Origin of the sequence: Lichenihabitans sp. Uapishka_5 (assembly GCF_033947565.1) — a bacterium.
Classification (GTDB): domain Bacteria; phylum Pseudomonadota; class Alphaproteobacteria; order Rhizobiales; family Beijerinckiaceae; genus Lichenihabitans.
Map to the genome: position 1 here is coordinate 64,283 of NZ_JARPVX010000004.1, position 13,416 is coordinate 77,698.

13 protein-coding genes are annotated in these 13,416 nt (G+C 67.1%); 3 read left to right on the forward strand and 10 right to left on the reverse strand.

Features of this window, described 5'->3' with window-relative positions:
* Positions 1 to 10: 10 nt before the first annotated feature.
* From hpnC to P7D22_RS03010, 3 genes are all read right to left on the reverse strand, one after another.
* Positions 11 to 892 (reverse strand): squalene synthase HpnC, encoded by an 882-nt coding sequence (gene hpnC / locus P7D22_RS03000; protein ID WP_319932724.1) that lies wholly within the window; start codon positions 890 to 892, stop codon positions 11 to 13.
* Positions 893 to 1,035: 143 nt separating this feature from the next.
* Positions 1,036 to 2,049: a hopanoid-associated sugar epimerase gene (gene hpnA, locus P7D22_RS03005; protein WP_319932725.1), complete on the reverse strand. Its 1,014-nt coding sequence runs from the start codon at positions 2,047 to 2,049 to the stop codon at positions 1,036 to 1,038.
* A gap of 186 nt (positions 2,050 to 2,235) precedes the next feature.
* The gene (locus P7D22_RS03010; protein ID WP_319932726.1) at positions 2,236 to 3,273 is read right to left on the reverse strand and encodes a glutamine synthetase beta-grasp domain-containing protein; all 1,038 of its coding nucleotides are present in this window, start codon (positions 3,271 to 3,273) and stop codon (positions 2,236 to 2,238) included.
* A 259-nt stretch (positions 3,274 to 3,532) separates the two neighbouring features.
* Here P7D22_RS03010 and P7D22_RS03015 point away from each other — a divergent pair, with 259 nt between their 5' ends.
* Positions 3,533 to 3,721 carry a DUF2735 domain-containing protein gene (locus P7D22_RS03015; protein WP_319932727.1) on the forward strand — a complete coding sequence of 63 codons (189 nt, stop codon included), beginning with the start codon at positions 3,533 to 3,535 and terminating at the stop codon, positions 3,719 to 3,721.
* A gap of 6 nt (positions 3,722 to 3,727) precedes the next feature.
* Here the strand turns inward: P7D22_RS03015 and P7D22_RS03020 are convergent, their stop codons facing one another.
* Positions 3,728 to 4,657, reverse strand: a complete 930-nt coding sequence (locus P7D22_RS03020; protein ID WP_319932728.1) for a glutaminase — start codon at positions 4,655 to 4,657, stop codon at positions 3,728 to 3,730.
* Between the two features lie 162 nt (positions 4,658 to 4,819).
* Between P7D22_RS03020 and P7D22_RS03025 the strand changes: the two genes are divergently transcribed.
* Positions 4,820 to 6,664, forward strand: a complete 1,845-nt coding sequence (locus tag P7D22_RS03025; protein WP_319932729.1) for an ABC transporter ATP-binding protein — start codon at positions 4,820 to 4,822, stop codon at positions 6,662 to 6,664.
* Positions 6,665 to 6,727: 63 nt separating this feature from the next.
* Here P7D22_RS03025 and P7D22_RS03030 read toward each other — a convergent pair whose 3' ends face one another.
* From P7D22_RS03030 to P7D22_RS03055, 6 genes are all read right to left on the reverse strand, one after another.
* Positions 6,728 to 7,057: a hypothetical protein gene (locus tag P7D22_RS03030; protein ID WP_319932730.1), complete on the reverse strand. Its 330-nt coding sequence runs from the start codon at positions 7,055 to 7,057 to the stop codon at positions 6,728 to 6,730.
* Positions 7,058 to 7,214: 157 nt separating this feature from the next.
* Positions 7,215 to 8,273, reverse strand: coding sequence for an ABC transporter ATP-binding protein (locus P7D22_RS03035; protein ID WP_319932731.1), 1,059 nt, complete (start codon positions 8,271 to 8,273; stop codon positions 7,215 to 7,217).
* Positions 8,274 to 8,283: 10 nt separating this feature from the next.
* Positions 8,284 to 9,075 carry an ABC transporter permease gene (locus P7D22_RS03040; protein WP_319932732.1) on the reverse strand — a complete coding sequence of 264 codons (792 nt, stop codon included), beginning with the start codon at positions 9,073 to 9,075 and terminating at the stop codon, positions 8,284 to 8,286.
* On the reverse strand, positions 9,072 to 9,974 hold the full coding sequence (locus P7D22_RS03045; protein ID WP_319932733.1) for an ABC transporter permease: 903 nt from the start codon (positions 9,972 to 9,974) through the stop codon (positions 9,072 to 9,074). Before P7D22_RS03045 ends, P7D22_RS03040 begins: the two co-directional genes overlap by 4 nt.
* Positions 9,975 to 10,120: 146 nt before the next feature.
* Positions 10,121 to 11,224: an ABC transporter substrate-binding protein gene (locus P7D22_RS03050; RefSeq protein WP_319932734.1), complete on the reverse strand. Its 1,104-nt coding sequence runs from the start codon at positions 11,222 to 11,224 to the stop codon at positions 10,121 to 10,123.
* A gap of 119 nt (positions 11,225 to 11,343) precedes the next feature.
* Positions 11,344 to 12,069 (reverse strand): aldolase/citrate lyase family protein, encoded by a 726-nt coding sequence (locus P7D22_RS03055; protein ID WP_319932735.1) that lies wholly within the window; start codon positions 12,067 to 12,069, stop codon positions 11,344 to 11,346.
* 117 nt (positions 12,070 to 12,186) lie between these two features.
* Here P7D22_RS03055 and P7D22_RS03060 point away from each other — a divergent pair, with 117 nt between their 5' ends.
* Positions 12,187 to 13,413, forward strand: coding sequence for a DUF2336 domain-containing protein (locus P7D22_RS03060; protein ID WP_319932736.1), 1,227 nt, complete (start codon positions 12,187 to 12,189; stop codon positions 13,411 to 13,413).
* Positions 13,414 to 13,416: the final 3 nt, after the last annotated feature.

The window sequence follows — 13,416 nt, forward strand, 5'->3', positions numbered from 1 at the left end:
ACGCCGGCGCTCACGAAGGCCGCGCCGCCGTGGCGAGGCGTGCGCCCGGGTGGGTGAGACGACCGGCGGCGGCCCGCAGGGCCCCCATCAGTGCGATGCCGGCGAAGGCCGCCTTGTTGTGATGCACGGTCTGGCTCAACGGGTCGTGGGTCTGCAGGGTGCGGGTGAGATGGCGCGCGAGGGTGATGATGACGCCCGTCTCGAGGCTGAGCCTGAAGTCGCGCACCTGACGCGGCAGCGGAGCGCCTTCGTCGAGCAGCACCAGCGTGCGGGTCGCAAGATCGCTCAGCACGCCCCGCAGCGCCGGGGACGCCTTGGGCTCGGCCAGGGCCGCATGCGACACGCCTGCATTCGCCAGCATGTCGTCCGGAATGTAGACGCGGTCGAGGTCGCGGTAATCTTTGCCGCAATCCTGGATGTGATTGATCACCTGCAGGGCCGCGCAGACGGCGTCCGAAGCCGGCCATGTGGCCTCGCTTTCCCCGTGCAGGTCCAGCACATAGCGGCCGACCGGCATGGCCGACAGCGAGCAATAATGGATCAGGTCGGCCCAGTCGGCCGTGCGCGGCTTGGTGCAGTCGAGCTTGAAGGCGGCCAGCAGATCGAGAGCGTGGCGGGGCGACAGCCGGCGCTCGGCCAGCACGGCCCGCAGCGGCCGGGCCACAGGCTCGGTGTCGGCGCGGCCGAGCAGGCAGGCTTCCATGCGGTCCAGCACCGCGAGCTTCTCGTCCGACGACAGGGTGGCGTGATCGGCCACATCGTCGGCGGCCCGCACGAAATCGTAGAAGGCCATCACGGCGGGCCGGTGCCGGGCTGCGATCAGGTGCGACGCGACGGGGAAGTTCTCGTCAGTGGCGCCCTTGCCGGACGCGGCATCGGCTGATGTCGTCATGAAACCGAGGTGATCCAGGTGGGGCGGGCGAAAGCGTGGCGACGGCTACCGGATCGGCCGGAGTGAACCCCGCTTCGCTCCAACAGCCTTGGACTGTCTATTCGCCGTTTTCTTAAGGTCAAATCGCGGCGAAAGCCACAGGATCATGCGGCCCGGCGCCCGTCGAGCAGCCCGGCTGACCGGAACCAGGCGATGGCGTCGCCGAGCGCTTCCCGATAGGGCCGCGCCCGGTAGCCAAGCTCCCGTTCGGCTTTGGCGGAGGAAAAATACATGCGGTATTTCGCCATCTTCAATCCGTCGACGGTGGCGAAGGGCTCCTTGCCGGTGAAGCGCGCCACGAGCTCGGCCGCATAGGCGAGCGGAAAGATCGGCGCGCGGGGCAGCTTCACGGTCGGCGGCTTGCGGCCGACCAGGGTGGCGATGTCGCCCAGCATGGTGCCGAGGTCGACGTCCTGCCCACCCAGGATGTAGCGTTCGCCGATGCGGCCCTTCGTCCAAGCCAGCAGATGGCCGGCCGCCACGTCGTCGACGTGGACGAGGTTCAGGCCGGTGTCGATGAAGGCCGGCATCCGGCCGGTCGCAGCTTCGACGATGATGCGGCCCGTCGGCGTCGGCTTCACGTCGCGCGGGCCGATCGGTGTCGACGGCTGCACGATCACGGCCGGCAGGTTGTCGCGCCCCACCATCTCCTCGACCAGCCGCTCGGCCAGGGTTTTCGACCGCTTGTAGGCCCCGATCGCATGGGCGGGGTCTTGCGGTGCGGTTTCGTCGACCGGGACGCCGTCCCGGCGCAATGCCAGCGTGGCGACGCTGCTGGTATAGACGATGCGCTTCACCCCGGCGGCTTGCGCAGCCTGCATGATGGCCCGCGTGCCTTCGAGGTTCGAACGCACGATCTCCTGGGGATCGGGGGCCCAGAGCCGGTAATCGGCCGCCACATGGAACAGGTCGCTGACGCCCGCGAGTGCGTGCGCCAGCGACGCGGGGTCGCGCAGGTCGCCTTCGACGATCTCGGCCCCGAGACCGGCCACGTTGGTGCGCGGGCTCGAGGGGCGGACCAGAAGCCGCAGCCGATGTCCTTGCGCCAGCAGCGCCCGGGCGACGGCCGATCCGACGAAACCGCTCGCGCCTGTCACAAGAATGGGGGCGTTCGTCATGGAGCCATCTTCCGCAAGGGGCGATCGTACCGGGCCTGTCTACAGGCGCGGGGCGGCATGCGGGAGAGTGAAAATGGGCTTCGAGCCAGGGTGGCCACTGGCGCCAATGAGAAAGGCGCCACCCTTTCGGATGGCGCCCTTGCGGATGATGGCATTGGATCCGGCGGCGCCGGATCGCTACTGCGATCAGGCTGCGGCCTTGGACGACTCGGTCGGCACCGCCGCGATGGTCTTCAGCACCTGCGAGGCGATCTGGTAGGGGTCGCCCATGGAATTCGGGCGGCGATCCTCGAGATAGCCCTTGTAGCCATTGTTGACGAAGCTGTGCGGCACCCGGATCGAGGCGCCGCGGTCGGCGATGCCCCAGGAGAACTGGTCGATCGAGGCGGTCTCATGCTTGCCGGTCAGGCGCATGTGGTTGTCGGGGCCGTAAACGTCGATATGCGCCTGACGGTTCTTGGCGAACTCGTCCATCAGGGCCTCGAAATACGCCTTGCCACCGACATCGCGCATATGGGCGGTCGAGAAGTTGCAATGCATGCCCGAGCCGTTCCAGTCGGTATCGCCGAGCGGCTTGCAGTGCCATTCGATGTCGATGCCGTATTGTTCAGTCAGACGCAGCAGCAGGTAGCGGGCGATCCACATTTCATCGGCGGCCCGCTTGGAGCCCTTGCCGAAGATCTGGAATTCCCACTGGCCCTTGGCCACTTCGGCGTTGATGCCTTCGTGGTTGATGCCGGCCGCGAGGCACAAATCGAGGTGTTCCTCGACGATCTCGCGCGCCACGCTGCCGACGTTCTTGAAGCCGACGCCGGTGTAATAAGGGCCCTGGGGGGCCGGGTAGCCGTTCTCCGGGAAGCCGAGCGGCCGGCCGTCCTCATAGAAGAAATATTCCTGCTCGAAGCCAAACCACGAACCCTCGTCGTCCAGGATGGTGGCGCGCTTGTTGGACGCATGCGGGGTCTTGCCGTCCGGCATCATCACTTCGCACATCACCAACGCGCCGTTGGTGCGGGCGGCGTCAGGATAGATGGCGACCGGCTTCAGCACGCAATCCGAGCTGTGGCCTTCGGCCTGCATGGTCGAGCTGCCGTCGAAGCCCCACAAGGGAAGCTGCTCGAGCGTCGGAAAGCTGTCGAAATCCTTCAGCTGGGTCTTGCCGCGCAGGTTCGGGGTCGGCGTGTAGCCGTCGAGCCAGATGTATTCGAGCTTGTACTTCGTCATTCCTCGTCTCTCATCAGCTCTGGGACGCGATGCCCTGCGCACCCGCCGGAGCGTGTCGCGGGTTCGGGCGACATTAAGCATTGGGCGTGCCAAATTTTCCGCGAACCCTGACGGTTTCGCAAGATGTGGCAGTAGAAGGATCGAAGTTAGATGCTCAATAAACAAGCAATCACTGAATGTTTATCGGGCAGTTGGTGCAAGCTGCAAGCAAATCTGGCACACTCGCAATCCGCCATTGATTGGCGGCCGGAGACAGACGATGACCGATGTTCCGCCTCGCTGCACCGCTAAAATCTACCGCTTTCCCACCCGCCTGCGCGTGGCGGTCCCCGATGGAACGCCCCCGGGACGCGTGGCACCGGCTCGGCTTTATGCGTTCTGCGAAGCCGGAAGCGGCTGGTACCACGAAGCCGCGATCCAGGATGATCCTCGCGGCCGTAAGTCCTGACGCCTTTCAGACGCCGAAGATCGACCAGCCCATCGCCTTTGTGAGGCGTTCCAGGGCCAGACGCCCCAGGTGCGAGTTGCCGGCGCCATCGAGGCCCGGCGCCCAGACCGCAATGGAGGCATGGCCCGGCGCCACCGCAAGGATGCCGCCACCGACGCCGCTCTTGCCGGGCAGGCCCACCCGGTAGGCGAAATCGCCGGATCCGTCATAATGGCCGCAGGTCAGCATCAGGGCGTTGATGCGGCGGGCGCGCTCGGCCGACACCACGCTATAGCCGGTCGAAGGGTTGCGGCCCGAATGGGCCAGGAAGCGTCCCGCCATGGCGAGCTGACGGCACGACATCGCGATCGCGCAATGGTGGAAGTACACCCCGAGGGTGAAATCCACCGGGTTGTCGATGATGCCGAAGGATTTCATGTAATTGGCCAGCGCGGTGTTGCGGAACCCCGTGCGCCGCTCCGAGGCCGCGACCGCCTTGTCGATGGCGATGCTGGTGTCGCCGGCTAGGAACTGCATAAATCGCAGGATCTCGCCGAGCGACTCGCGTGGTTGGTGGCCCGACACGATGAGGTCCGTCACCGCGATGGCGCCCGCGTTGATGAACGGGTTGCGCGGCCGGCCCCGTTCGCGCTCGAGCTGGACGATGGAGTTGAACGGGTTGCCGGAAGGCTCGCGCCCGACGCGGGTCCACAGGTCGTCGCCCGCCATGCCGAGCGCCAGCGTCAGGGTGAAGACCTTGGAGATGCTCTGGATGGAGAAAGGCTGGTCGGCATCGCCGCCAGCTGCCACGCGGCCGTCTTCGAGGATCACCGCGAGGCCGAACTGGTGCGGGTCGACGCGGGCGAGCTCGGGGATGTAGCGCGCCACCTCGCCGCGGTCGGTGCGGTGCCGCATTTCGGTGGCGATCTCCTGGACGATGGCGTCGATGTCGGGCAAGGCGGGGCTCCTGCGGCAGCGCTTGCGACGGAACACGGCGCAACCCGCAAAGGCAAGATCCGGACCGGCCCCGGATCGTCGGCCCCTAGCCGCGTGCCGCCTTCGGCCGCCGCCTGGAGCTGCCGGCATAGTGTTGCCGGAAAGACGCCTTAGGCGGAGCGCATGCTCCGCTTCCTCGAGACGATCGTCGAACCCACCCGCAACGTGGGCGTCGAACAGCCGCCGACGCGCCTGCTCGGCTTTTACTGGCACTATGCCCGGCAGGCGAAGCCGCTGCTGCTGGCCTTGTTCGCGGCGGGGCTTTGCGTGGCGCTGCTCGATGCCTCGGTCCCCTGGTTCATCGGCCACCTGGTGCGCTACATCGCGGCCGCGGCGCCCGCCGTTTTCCTCAGCCAGCATGGCGGCTTTTTGGTCGCGATGGCGATCGTGGTGCTGCTGGCACGGCCGCTGGCCATCGCGGCCCAGAACCTCATCTCGAACATCGGCATCGTGCCGAGCGTCACCAATCTGGTGCGCTGGCAAAGCCATCGCTACGTGGTGCGCCAAAGCTGGCCCTTCTTCCAGAACGACTTCGCCGGGCGGATCGCGGCCCGGGTGATGGAAACCGGGCCGGCGGTGCGGCAAAGCACGGTGGCGGCCATCACGGCCGTGTGGGGCATCCTGGTTTATGGCTTAAGCGCCCTCGGGCTGCTCGGCTCGGTCGACCTTTGGCTCTGCCTGCCGATCGCGTTCTGGTTCGGCGCCTATGCGGTGCTGCTGCGCCTCGTCGTGCCGCGCATCCGCGACCGGTCGCGGAAGAACTCAGAAGCGCGCTCGCTCGTCACGGGCCGCGTCGTCGACAGCTACACCAATATTCTGACGCTCAAGCTCTTCGCGCGGCTGCACCACGAGGACGCTTATGTGCGGGATGCCGTCGATGCACATACGCGGGTCTACCGCAACCAGCTGCGCATGATGTCGCTGCTCACCATCGGGCTGCAGATCCTCAACGCCCTGATGCTGTTCGGCGAGGTGGCGCTGGCGATCGCGCTATGGCGCCGCGGCGCCATCGATGTCGGCACGGTCGCAATGGCGATCCCGCTGACCTGGCAGATCGCCTCGGCGGCCGGTTGGGTTGCCACCCAGGTGACTGACATCTTCGAGCATATGGGCACCATCCAAGAGGGCATGATGACCATCGCGCGCCCGGTGGCATTGAGCGATGCGACCGACGCCGGCGCGCTGCAGGTGACCAAGGGGGCGATCCGCTTCGACCACGTGCGGTTCGGCTACGGCCGCGACGAGTCTCTGATGGCGGACCTCGATCTCAAGATCCGGCCGGGCGAAAAGGTTGGCCTTGTCGGGCGTTCGGGCGCCGGCAAAACGACGCTCACCAACCTGCTGCTACGCTTCCACGACGTCGAGGGTGGCACGATCACGATCGATGGCCAGGACATCGCCGGCGTGACGCAGGAAAGTCTGCGCGGCGCCATCTCGGTCGTGACGCAGGATACCTCGCTGCTGCATCGCTCCATCCGCGAGAACATCGCCTATGGCCGACCCGATGCGGCATTTTCAGAGATCGTCGACGCCGCCAAACGGGCCCACGCGCACGACTTCATCCTCGACCTCGAGGACTGGCAGGGGCGGCGCGGCTACGACGCTCAGGTGGGCGAACGGGGCGTCAAATTGTCGGGCGGCCAGCGGCAGCGCATCGCGATTGCCCGGGTGATCCTGAAGGACGCACCGATCCTCATCCTGGACGAAGCCACCTCGGCGCTCGACAGCGAGGTCGAGAAAGCCATCCAGGAAAGTTTCGCGGTGTTGATGGCCAACAAGACCGTCATCGCCATCGCGCATCGGCTGTCGACCATCGCCCGGATGGACCGCCTGATCGTGATGGATCGCGGCCGCGTGCTGCAGGAGGGCACCCATGCCGAACTGCTGGCCAGCGGCGGGCTTTACGCCGACCTTTGGAGCCACCAGTCGGGCGGCTTCATCGAAGAAGCCGCCCCGTTGCCGGTTTAGCGCCCGGCCAAGTGATGGCGCCTATCGACCGGCTGGTTCATGCCGACGCCACGAGGGCTCGCGTCACTGGCTGGTGGAGCCGGCGCCCGTGCCGCCCTGCATGCCGGAATTTGCCCCGCCCTGCATGCCGCTTGTGCCCGACATGTTGCCGCTCCCGTTCATGCCGGAGCCGCTCATGCCCGTGCCGCCCATCCCGGTGCCTGCACCGGCCGGTGGCATTGCGTTGGACCCGGCAGCCGCGCCACCCCCCGACATCGATCCGGAGGACATCGCATTGGTGCCCGAGCCGCCAGTTGCCGACGATGTGCCGGCGTTGCCGGTCTGCGCCATCGCGGCGCCGATAGAGAACACACAGGCCGCGGTCACGGCCACGAAGGTGATGGTCTTGGTCATGGAGAACTCCCTGAAGCAACAAGGGCTTTGCCGCGACACATCCTAACTTGAGTTATGTGTCAGTGGCTTGGCTCTGTTGGTTCAACCTGTCCGGGACGCACCCGTTCCCCGGCATCGCTCCAGCGTCGTATCGGTCGCAGGCGGGAACCGATCCCGTTCAGGCGGAGTCCGCGACCGGCTGCAGATCCGACCGGGCAAAGCCGAGCGTCACGGCGCTGCCGCGTTCGGGCGGCGGCGACGCGGGATTGTTGAACGTGTCCAACGACACCCGGGTCCCGCCGACATCGACCTTGATGCGGACGATGGCCCCCAGGAATGCCACGTCCTCAACCGTGCCGCGAAGGCTGTTCTCGCCTTCGCGCGGCTCGAGCGTCACGGCTTCCGGGCGTAGTGCCAGCGTCATGGCGGTGCCGGCTGCGCCGAGAGTGCCGCCCGTGCGCACCATTTGGTCGCCGACCGCGACGACGCCGTTTGCGGCATCGCGCACCGTGCCCTGCAGCAGGTTGAGGTGACCCACGAAGGAGGCCACGAAGCGCGTCGCCGGCTTGTTGTAGACCTCGAAGGGCGTGCCGACCTGCTCCATGCGGCCCTCGCTCATCACCACGATGCGGTCCGACATCGACAAGGCTTCCTCCTGGTCGTGCGTCACATAGATGGTGGTGATGCCGAGTTCGCGCTGCAGCGTGCGGATGTCGTCACGCAGCGACACGCGGATCTTCGCATCGAGCGCCGACAACGGCTCGTCGAGCAGCAGAATCTGCGGCTTGGTGGCGATGGCGCGGGCCAGCGCCACGCGCTGCTGCTGGCCGCCGGACATCTGGTAGGGGAAGCGGTCGGCGAGCTGCGGCAGCTTGATGAGGTCGAGCATCTCGCCGACGCGGCGCTTGATGGCGTCGGCCGGCTGCCCCGCGACCTTCAAGCCGAAGGCGACGTTCTGCGCCACCGTCATATTGGGGAACAACGCGTAGCTTTGGAACACCATGCCGACTTTGCGCTGGTTCGGCGGCAGATGCGTCACGTCGCGTCCATCGATGCGGATTGCGCCGGCTGTCGGGGTTTCGAAGCCCGCCACCATGCGCAGCGTCGTGGTCTTGCCGCAGCCGGACGAGCCCAGGAACGACACGAACTCGCCACGTGCCACCTCGAGGTCGAAGCGCTGCACCACCGCATGGGTGCCGTAGACCTTGCGCAGGCCGTCGAGGTCGAGAAAACTCATCGGAGGGGTCTCAAGGCCGCGCCGCGACGCCGGTGCGCCGGTCGCGAGCGAAGATCTGGATCAGGCCCATGCAGGCCCAGGTGATCGCGAAGGCGATGATCGACAGTGCGGCGGGCTCATAGGCCCGGTTGGCCCCGACGAGCTGCAGGTAAGGGCCAAAGGCCGGCCGGTCGAGCAGCGCCGCGAAGGTAAATTCGCCAATCACGATCGCGAAGGTCAAAAAAGCGCCCGAGATGATGGCGACCCGCACGTTCGGGAAGATGATGGTGAACAGGATGCGCGGCCAGCGCGCCCCGAGACTTTCGGCAGCCTCGGTCAGGGTGCGCACGTCGATGGTGCGCAAACCGGTGTCGACCGAGCGGTACAGGTAGGGCAGGGCGAGGGTGACGTAGCCGCAAACGAGCAGCAGGTTGGTGCTGCCGGGCGTCGCGGTCAGGGGCAGCCAGGACGAGGAATTGTAGATCCGAAGGTAGCCGAACACGATCACGATGGCCGGCACCACGAGGGGCAGCAGCGTGACGAATTCCACCACCGGACGCAATCCGGGAAGGCGGAGCTGGATCACATAGGCGGTCGGCACCACCAGAAGCACGCCCACCACGATGGTGGCGAGCGCCACCAGGGTCGAATAGCCGAACGAGGCCTGAAAATGCGGGTCGCCCAGGACGTTGCGATAGGCGTCGAAGCTATATTGCCCGCGCCTGACCCGCAGCGAGAACTCGAAGGTGGCGATCAGCGGCAGCAGGAAATACACCGCGCCGAGGGTCACGGCCAGCCAGGGGCCGATGCGGCTCGCCTTCATCGCAGCCACCGTTCGCTGCGGGTTCGCAGCACGATATAAGCGAGATTCGACAGCCCGGTGATGACGATCATGCCGAGCGCCAGCGCATAACCGAGGTTCTGGTTGTGCAGCACGTCGCCGCGGATCTGGGCGTAAAGCAGGATCGTCACGATGTTGAGGGTCGAGCCCGTCAGTCCATAGGCGGTCGCGACAGCGCCGAAGCTGTTGGCGAACAGCAGAAGCGTGGCGCCGAGCAGGCTGGGCCAGATCACCGGGAAGGCGATCATCCGCCAATATTGCCATGAGCTGGCACCGAGCGTCTGCGCCGCCTCGCGCCATTGGGTCTTCAACCCGTCGAGCGCCGGGGTCAGGATCAGCACCATCAGCGGGATCTGAAAATACAGGTAGGTGAGGGTCAGCCCCCAGAAGCTCAGGATGTTGAAGCCGCTGCGGTAAAGGTTGAAGCCGAGGCTGCCGAGAAACACGGTGACGAGGCCGAGCCGCCCGAGCGTGGCCAGAAACGCAAAGGCGAGCGGCAGTCCGGCGAAGTTCGAGGCGACGCCGCTAAAGGTCATTAGCGTCGGCCTGAGCCAACCCGGCAGTCCATTCAACACCACGGCGGCGGCCAGGATGCCGCCGAGGACCGCGCCACCGAGCGCCGAGGCGGCGCTGATCTCGATCGAGATCCAATAAGCCGACAGGATGTTGGGCGCGAACAGGTCGCGCAGGTTTTGCAGGGTGAAATGACCATCCGGGTCCTGAAAGGCGCCGACGATGAGAAACAAGGTCGGCAGCAGCAGGAACAAGGTTGCGAAGGCAAAGAACGGCAGCACGCCGATCCAGGCGAGCGGCACGGCTGGCCCCCGCCGCGGCGCCGGCGCCGCGACCGGTATCGCCAGAGCTTCGAGGGGCTGCTCCATCGGCGGGCTGTCGTTCCTAAGGGAGGAAACCGGTCGCATTCCCGGCGGCACAGAACCCGTCACTGCGAGCGGAGCGACGCAATCCACAACCGCGGCGCCGCCTGGATTGCTTCGTCGCTACGCTCCTCGCAATGACGGGAGTGGGCCTACTTGACGTTGGCGCCGACGACCGAATCCCACTTCTTGGTGATATCGGCCTTCGAGCTGTTCTGTTGATCGAGCGTCGGGAACACCGCATGGGCATAGGCCTCGGCCGGCGGCAGCTTGCTCATGATCGTGGCGTCGACCTTGCTGCCCTTCACGAGATCGGCGAAGCGCACCGGGTGGCAATAGCCCCTCAGATAGCCGTTCTGGCCTTCGTCCGAATAGATGTACTCGAGCCAAAGCTTGGCGGCATTCGGGTGCGGCGCGTAAGCCGAGATTGCCTGCACGTAGACGCCCGCCACCACGCCGGTCTTCGGCACCACCACGTCGACGTTCGGGTTGCCCTTCAGCGTGTCGCGGTCGGTCAGGGCGTTATAGTCCCAGCGCACCACGATGGGCGTCGCGCCTTGGGCCAGCGAAGCGGCCTTGCCGATGGTCGGCACGAAGTTGCCGGCCTTGTTGAGCTTGGCGAAATAGTCGAGGCCCGCCTCGGCGGCCTTGCCGGCATCGCCCTTGCCGGCCGAAAGGCCCGCCGCGTAGACGGCCTGGATGGCCTGGTTCGAGGTGCGCGGGTCGCCGGCCAGCGCCACCGAATTGGCGTAGTCGGCGCCGAGCAGGTCGGACCAGTCGGCCGGCGACTGCTTGACGATGTCCTTGTTCACCTCGAAGGCCAGCACGCCGTAATAATCGCCGGTCCAATAACCGTCGGCGTCCTTCTGGTCGGCCGGGATCGAGTCCCAGGTCGAAACCTTGTAGGGCTGGGTGAGCTTGTCCTGCTTGGCCTGTGGGCCGAACGACAGGCCGACGTCCACCACGTCGGGAGCCTGCGAGCCCTTGTTGCCCTGGTTGGCCTTGATGGCCTCGATCTCGTCGCCCGAGCCGGCATCCGGGTTGAGCTCGTTGACCGCCAGGCCGTATTTGGCCTTGAAGCCGTCGATGAGCCCACCGTAGCCGCACCAATCATGCGGCAATGCGATCACGGTGAGCTGGCCTTCGCCCTTGGCGACCGTGACCAGGGCGTCGGGCGCCTGCGCCTGGGCGGCACCCGTGGCAACCAGCAGCCCCAGGGCCGTCGACCAGAAAAGTCCGTGATGGGCGCGTGTCATGGAAACCCCTGCCTGAAGAAGACGGGCTGCGGTAGCAGCGCTGTCTGACAGCTATATGTCAGTCCCCAGGCTTGCGGTTTGCTCCGAGCGACATATCCCCACGTTTGCGCGCCGAGCCCTCAAGGGTCCTCGTGGCCGAACACGGCGTTGATGACCGCGACAGCCTCCGGGGTGGTGGCGAGCTTGGCGTTGAAGCCCTGTGCCCGGGCGGCCCTGCATTCGGCCAGGAACGCATCGCGATCGGGCGCCATGCTGGCCGAATCGATGGCCGCCACCTCGGCGGCGCGTGCCGCGAAGAGCGTGAAATGCCGCATCGTTTCGAGCGGCCCCGGCAAGGCCGTGCCGTCGTGGCGGCTGCCGAGATCGGCCGCGAGGTCTTCGGCGCTCCAGGTCAGGCCCACCAGCCGCGGGCTGGCCTCGACGTAGCTGCCGAGGCTGAACAGCGCCTTGGCTCGCGCCCCGGCACCCGCGATGATGCCCGTCTCGCCGTCGCTGAGCCCATGCTCCGCCTCGAACACCGCCAGCTTGGCGCCAAGGTGCTGCACGTCGGCGCCCGAGCGGCTGCCGGCCAGCAGGACGCCGTCGGGCTCGCCGATCATCACGGCCGCGAGGTCGAGCCCGAGCGCCGCATCCTCGAGATTTTCGACCCGGACATAAAGGAGCGGCCGCGTCGGCCAGAGTTGCGCCGCGCGCAGCACATCGCGCGCGTTCAGGCGGGCTCGCTCGCGAGCGGACGCATCCTGCCCGCTTGCGGCAAGGTCCAGCACCAGGGCGTCGGCACCCGCCGCGACGGCGCGGTCGATGGCCGAGGTCTCGTCCATCGGCACAAGAAGAAGCGATCGCATGAAGAACCCTTTCCGCACCGCCAGCGTGGCGGCCCTTAAGGGCGCCTTTACCATAATCGGAGGATCATCCCCCTGGGACGACCGGCCTTCCGGGTCCGCGTCCGGGATCGGCCATCAATGCAGCTGCATCGCTTTCACCAATGGGTCGCCGCCGCCCCGGCCCAGGCGCGTGCCGAGGCCGCGAAAGCGCTGATCGACGCTTATGGCCACATCGGTGCCGACCGGTGCCGGGCCGAGCGTCTCGACCGCATGGTCGCCGTGTTGCTCGACGATGCGTCGGTGGCGGTGCGCCGCAGTCTGGCCGAGGCGGCGGCGCGTTCGCTCGACGTGCCGCGCTGGGTCGTCGTGGCCCTGGCGCAGGACGATACGCCGGTAGCGACGCCGGTGCTGGCGGCCTCCGCCTTGTTGTCGGACGCCGATCTAGTCGAGGCGGTGGCGACCGGCGATGCCGAGTGCCACTGCATCGTGGCCGCCCGTGTCCGTGTCCCCGAGGTTGTGGCCGCCGCCATCGTCGAAGCCGGCCATCGGGACGCCGTATTAAGTCTTCTGGCCAACGCGACCGCGGTTGTGACACCCTGCGTGCTGCGGCGCATCCTGCACCGGTTCGGCTGCGACGCTGAAATGCGCGAGGCGCTGCTGAACCATGCCCACCAGGACCCTGCCTTTCACCACGAGCTCGTCCTCGCCGGCACCGAGGCGCTGACGCGCTTCGCGCTCGATTGCGATTGGATGTCCCCCGCCCGGGCCGAAAGCCTGCGTCGCGAAACCCACGACAAGAGCGTCGTCACCATCGCGGCCGGATGCCGCGACGTGGCCGGCCCGGACGGGCCTGTCACCCTGGTGATGCACCTGCGTTCCCGAGGTCAGCTGACGCCCGCCCTGCTGCTGCGGGCCTTGCTGAGCGGCAACCTTGACCTGTGCGAGGCGGCACTGTCGAACCTGTCCGGCATCGCGCCCGCACGCTGTGCCGGCCACATGCGGGCGCCGTTCGGGCTCGGCTTCGCGTCGCTCTACGCCAAGGCCGCGATGCCGGCGCCCCTCCTGGCCGTGTTTCGGGCCGCCTTGCAGGCCGTGACGTTGATCCCGGGGCGCGACGGCCAGGACCCCGCCTTGTCGCGTGACGCCATCGGTCGCGTGCTGGAGGTGTGTTTGAGCGACGACGCGCCGGAACTCGCCCGGGTGGCGGCCCTGATGCGCCGCTTGGAGGCGGAAGCCTTGCGGGAAGGCGCCCGCCTGGTGTCGGTCGAGCAAGGGGAGCCGATGCGGCATCCGGCGGCGCCCGACATCGCCGTTCTCAGGGGACCTCGCTGGCGCCGCCCGGTGGTCTTGAGCGCCGCCGCCTGATCG